At 65.9% G+C, this 5,708-nt stretch carries 4 protein-coding genes; all 4 read right to left on the reverse strand.

Annotation, left to right across the window (positions count from 1 at the left end):
* Window positions 1-3,188 (reverse strand): tetratricopeptide repeat protein (locus VK804_RS15355; RefSeq protein WP_325371671.1); only part of this gene is annotated, 3,188 nt, incomplete at its 3' end.
* 115 nt (window positions 3,189-3,303) lie between these two features.
* A complete protein-coding gene (locus tag VK804_RS15360; RefSeq protein WP_325371672.1) occupies window positions 3,304-4,071 on the reverse strand; it encodes a flagellar protein FlbB in 768 nt (255 codons plus the stop codon).
* Entirely contained in the window at window positions 4,068-4,523 is a 456-nt protein-coding gene (locus VK804_RS15365; RefSeq protein WP_325371673.1) for a DUF6468 domain-containing protein, read from the reverse strand. The genes VK804_RS15360 and VK804_RS15365 overlap by 4 nt, the downstream gene beginning before the upstream one ends.
* Window positions 4,520-5,708, reverse strand: a 1,189-nt coding sequence (gene fliM / locus VK804_RS15370) for a flagellar motor switch protein FliM (RefSeq protein WP_325371674.1), incomplete at its 5' end; no start/stop codon positions are given. The genes fliM and VK804_RS15365, both read right to left, overlap by 4 nt.

The raw sequence follows: 5,708 nt of genomic DNA on the forward strand, positions 1-5,708 counted from the left end.
CTCTGGGCCCGTGCCTCCAGCAGCAGCCGTTGCTGGCGCAGTTCACCGGAGAGATCGGCGATCCGCGTCGAGCGCAACGCGGCGATGGCGCGATCCGGCTTGCGATTGGTGAGGTACACCATGGCGAGGCGCGCCGCGACCTGCGCCCGCGCCGCCCCCTCCAGCCGGTGATCAACCTGATACTGCAAGAGTTCGCTGGCCTGATCGAGCAGGTCGACCGCGACCAGCCGGTCGGCTAGCCGCCGGATCATCTCGTCGCCGCGCCGCCCGATCGGAGTCAATTCCTGGTATTCGTAAAACATCCCGAGCGCGTCGACCGGCGGCAGGTCGTCGCCCTTCGGGCTGAGATAGAGCTGCGCGAACAGCGCCGACGCTTCGTCCTGACCCTGCCGCGAGATCGCGGAATTGGGCTCCATCCGGGTCGCGGCCCGCGTCGCCGCCAGCGACTCGCTGTAGCGTCCGGTGTCGGCATAGATCCGCGCCATCATCTCCAGCGTCTGCACCTCGGTGCTGTCGCCGCGCCACATCATCGACAGCGTCTCGAGCTCGCGCAACGCATCGGGCTGGCTGATTTCATCGCGCTTCTGCTTCAGCGCAATCTCGAGCATCTTGGCTTTGGCCGCCGAGGCCCGGTCCGGAGAATCGACCGCGATCTTGTATTGGGCCAGCGCTTCCTTGTCGTGGCCGAGCGCTTCGGCGAGACGGCCGCGCAACACCGCGACCGCGGGCTTCATTTCAGGCGGCAGGCCGATCACTTCCAGATCGCTGCTGCGCTTGTCGGCGCCGGAATAATCCTTGACCTCGAGCGACGCACGCATCGCATCCGCGATCACGATGCGCTGCATCTCGATCGGCAGCAAGGTGATGGCGAATTCGACGTTCTTGAATTTCTCCCGCGCCTCCGCCCACTTCTCCTGGCGCACATAGGCCAGCGCTTTCCAGAGCTGGGAGTCGAAATTGGTTCCGACCGCGGGATTGGCGAGGTCGCGCAGCGCCTGCGCCGGCCGCTCCATCAGGCTGCTCGCGATCGAATGCACGACCAGCGCAATCGGATCCTCAAGACCGGGCTTGGCCTCGGCCAGCGCGAGATCGAGAACGCCCTTGGCTTCCGGATACAGCCCGCGCGCCATGTAGAACCGCGCCAGGTCGATCCGCGCCGGCGTGCGCTGGGCGGGCTCGGCCGCGCCGGCGGCGGCGATCAGCTCGCTTTGCCGCGCGAAAAAATTCGCCGCGATGTTCTTCTTCCATTCGCCGATGTCGAAGATCGGCCGCACCACCGCGGTGGCGCGCTCGGTCCCGACGTCGGCCGACGACAGGGTCAGGCCGCCGGGCCGCCCAAGGATGATCTTGTCGGAGGCAATCTCGGCCGTGACGTCGTCGGAGTTCGGCCGAACCGCGACGCCATGGATCGACTCCAGTAGCGACAGCTCGACGAAATCCTGCCGCTTGATGAAGCCGCGAACCGGCGGCGGCGCCGTGATCACCAGCGTGGTATCGCCGGCGTCCGGATCGACCAGCCGGTGCAGCAGGCCGGGTTTTGACAAGGGCACCGCGACATTGGCAAACGCCGGATCGATGATGTTGCGCAACGCCACCAGCGGCTGGGTCGGCGCGCGCATGGTATCGGCGAAGGTCAGCGTCCAGATCACGCCGTCGGCTTGTTCCTCGCCGCTCAGCGAGGGCATTTGCGGACGGTTGAGCCGGATCCGGATCGCCTGCCCCTTCTCCAGCGGCAACTTCGAGACTTCCGCTATGATCGCACCGCCGCCGTTTCGGATCGGCTCGATGTCGATCGGCCTGGTGGAATCAAACACCAGCCAAAGCGCATCGGCGCGCCGGAACAGCGCAGCCGGCGTCGGCGTGGCAAAGCTGAATGTCAGGTTCAGGCCTTCGCTCGACCGCATGGTGCGGACCACGACGGCATCGGAATCGGCCGGCGACGCTGAAGCGGCGGGGACAGGCTTGGGCGCCGTCGCGGCGGCGGGCTTGGGCGCCACCTCGGATGCAGGCTCGGGTTTCGCAGCCTCCGGCGCTGCCGAGATTTTCGGCGCTTCCGGTGCCGCCGCCATTTTCGCCGCCTCCGGTGCAGCCGGCGCTTTCGGCGCTTCCGATGCCGGAGGCATCTTTGGCGGCGCCGCAGGGTTGATCTCGAGATGAGCCTCTTTGGCGATCAGCTCCGACGTCGGCGGCTTGATCTCGCCGGATTGCCGCGGCTCCGCGGCAGCGGCGGGCTTTTCGGGGGCGGCCGGCGCGGCTGCCGTCGCCGGCATCGACACCGGTGTTGCCGCCACCGGTGCGACCGCTGCTGATGGCGCCAGCGCCGATGGCTTCTCCGACTGCTGGAAGGCGACGTCGACGATGTAGTTCTTCTCCTCGCGGAAGGAGTGGACATCGACATCGCCGATCAGCGTGATTTCCACCGCGGTTCCGTCGCCATCGGGCTTCTGGTTGATCGAGGCGATGTTCGGGGGTGCCGCTTCCTTGGCGTCCGCCAGGTCGAAGCCGAGCGTGGCGTTGAACATCAAGGTGAGTTTCTGGTCGTTCAGCACCGAGGAGACGCCGACGCCGTCGGGCATTTCGAACACGAAACGGACGAAGGTCGGCTGCACCGAGGTGCGCACGCGGATCGGCGGCCGCTTCTTGGCCTCCGCGGCCGCGCGCTGCAGGCGCAAGGCGCGCTCGGCGGCGCGCGCACGTTCGGAGAGTTCGCGGATCACTTCGGCCGGCAGGCTCGGCGGCGGCCCGGTCCAGCTGTCGGGCAGGAAATCGACGAACACCCGCTCGCCCGCCGTCATGGTGTTGACGGTCACCCGGCGCGCCAGCGACAGCCGGATCGCCGAACCGTCGGGATCGGCGCGCACCGATCCGACATAGTCGGGCACGGCGTCGGCGATCTTGTCGATCGGAATATCGACCGGACGCTTGAAGCGGATCACGATGATCGAGCCCGCGGTGGTGACTTCGGAATCGACGTCATCGGCAAGCTTGAGCACCAGCCGGGCATAGCCGCCGGAAGCCGAGAACGTGGCCTCGCCCTTGACCGGATCGGCGGCGGCCCGGCACGGCACCGAAAACGTCAGGGCGGCCAGTATCAGTGCGAGCCATATCTCGCCGCGCAGGCAACGTCGCGCCCTCCGCGCCAGGGCCCGGGTCAGCGACCAAAATCCAGCGGCAACCATGCGCGCCATTCCAACCAGTCTTTCGCTTCGACGATTCCGGAATCGTCCGCGGAACGCACCGATGCCCGCCTCGCGCCGTCGAATCTAGAATTGGCGGTTTAAGGACTTGTTAATTATCCCCGGCTCAATTGGGCTTTTGCGACAACAGCTTGCCCTCGATCTTGGGAAGCTCGCCGCCTCCGGCGGATTGATCGGGCGCGGCGCGGTGGGCCAGTTCGACGGTCAGCCGTTCGGCCGCATCGGTCTGCATCAGGCCGAGGATATCGGACATCTTGCGCGGCGCGATTTGAGAGGCGATCTGGATCAGCACCGGCATTTCGAGGCGGTCGAACACCTTGGCGGCGTCCTTCGGCTTCATGCTCTCATACATCGTGATGATGCCCTTGAAGCGCGCCGCCTCGTTTTCGTTCTTCTGGTCGGTCGCCGTCGTGATCCGGGATTCGACAGCCTTCAACTCCTCGGTCTTGGAATCGATCCGCTTCTCGGCGGCTTTCAGCAGGCTTTCGCGAATGTCGACTTCGCGCGCCCGCGCCTCCAGTTCCTGGCGCCGCGACTGCAGCCGCTCGAGAATCGCGCGCTCCGACGCCGACACCGGCGCCGCCTGTTCGGGGAAGGTCACGGTGCCGTCCGACTTCGCTACTTCCGGAGCCTTGACCTCGGGCTTGGCTTCCTCCTTGGGCTTGTCGACCGAACCGGTGATGTCGGCCGGGTCGGGCTTGGTGCCGCCGGGGAAATTGAAGTTTTCCTGGGCCCAGGACGGCCTGATCGAATCCGGCTGGTAGTCGAACACGTAGCCGCCGTCGATCACCAGCCCGACGACCTTGAGCACGGCGAGGCCGGCGATCGCCACCAGCACCACCGGAATGACTCTGATGTCACGAAACGATCTCATGCCGCTAAGCCGTCAGTCCTTCTGCGGTCGGAGAACGCCTGGGCTGCCGCTGCGACCGCCTTGGCCGAGGACATCCGCGGCGCGGCGGCCGCGACAGGTTCGGCCGGTTCGGCCGCGCCTTGAGGCCTTGCCGCGATCGCGATCTTGGACAGCCGCCGGAACACGTTGTCGCCTTCGGCGAGCTGCTTCTTCAGCTGCTGCGACATCTGCGAGGCGGAGGCGAGCTGGTTGCCGAGATTCTCGTTGACGTCGCGCACGGTGTGCTTGAGGCCGCCGATGGCGCGCTCGGCGATTTCGGTCGCGGTGATCAATTCGGCGATGGTGGCCTTCAGCGAATGCTCATCGGCCTTCAGCCGCTTCAGCCGCGTGTTCAGCAGCATGCAGTAGCCGATCGTCAGCATCAGCAACACCGCGACCAGGCTCTCGATCATGATTCCGAGGGAATGACTCATTGGGCCTCCAGTGCCTTGTTCTGCTCATCGGCCTTCTCGAACATCGCGAAGGTGGTATTGGGCTTGCGCAGCTGCTTGGTGACGCGAATGGCGACGCGGTCGCCGACCCGCCCCATCCGCCCCTCGGTCAGGATGACCTTGCCGCAGCGCACCTCGACCAGCGCGTCGGCGCGCATTTCCAGCGGCAGGGTATCGCCGACCTTCAGTTTCATCAGCTGCTTGAGCGGGATCTCGGCTTCGTACAGCACGGCATCGACCGAAATCTCGGCCTGCGCCACTTCGGTGGCGAAATGGCCTTCCCAGATCGGGTCGCGGCCGAATTTCTCGCCCATGAACATCTGCAACAGCACCGGGCGGATCGGCTCGATGGTCGCATAGGGCAGCAGCAGCTCGATGTTGCCGCCGCGGTCTTCCATATCGATATGCAGCCGCACCAGGATGGCGGCGTTGGCGGGCCGGCTGATGGCGGCAAAGCGCGGATTGGTCTCCAGCCGGTCGATCTTGAAGGTCACCGGCGACAGCGGCCGGAACGCCTGCTCGGCGTCCGACAGCACCACCTCGACCAGCCGCTTGACCAGGTTGGTTTCGATCGTGGTGTAGGGCCGGCCTTCGATCCGCAGCGAGGTCTGGCCGCGGCGGCCGCCCAAGAGGACGTCGATCATCGAATAGATCAGGCTCGAATCCACCGTGGCGAGGCCGAAATTGTCCCATTCCTCGGCCTTGAACACGCAGAGCACGGCAGGGAGCGGAATCGAATTCATGTAGTCGCCGAACCGCACCGAGGTGATGCGATCCAGCGAGACTTCGACGTTATCGGAGGTGAAATTGCGCAGACTGGTGGTCATCAGCCGCACCAGCCGGTCGAACACGATTTCGAGCATCGGCAGACGCTCGTAGGACACCATCGCGGAATCGATGATGGCGCGAATGCCGGAATTGTCGTCGACGTTGACGTCGCCGACCGAGAAGCCGAGCAGGTTGTCGATCTCTTCCTGAGAGAGGACCCGCTCGCCGCCGTTCTTGCCGCCGCCGCCGAAGTCGCGGCTGCCGTCTTCGACCATGGCGGCCCATTGCAGCGCCATCGTGCCGGAGAGTTCATTGGCGGCGGCTGCTTGCGCGGCCTCCGCCGGATCCTCGGAATCCAGCGATGCTTCCCACTGCGCCGCAATGGCATCCTGGTCGACT

Origin of the sequence: Bradyrhizobium sp., from assembly GCF_035484855.1 — a bacterium.
Classification (GTDB): Bacteria; Pseudomonadota; Alphaproteobacteria; order Rhizobiales; family Xanthobacteraceae; genus Bradyrhizobium.

Bases quoted from the DNA above. Each gene is read 5' to 3' on its own strand.
- VK804_RS15360 (WP_325371672.1), bottom strand. From the start codon at position 4,071: ATGAGATCGTTTCGTGACATCAGAGTCATTCCGGTGGTGCTGGTGGCG.
- VK804_RS15365 (WP_325371673.1), bottom strand. From the start codon at position 4,523: ATGAGTCATTCCCTCGGAATCATGATCGAGAGCCTGGTCGCGGTGTTG.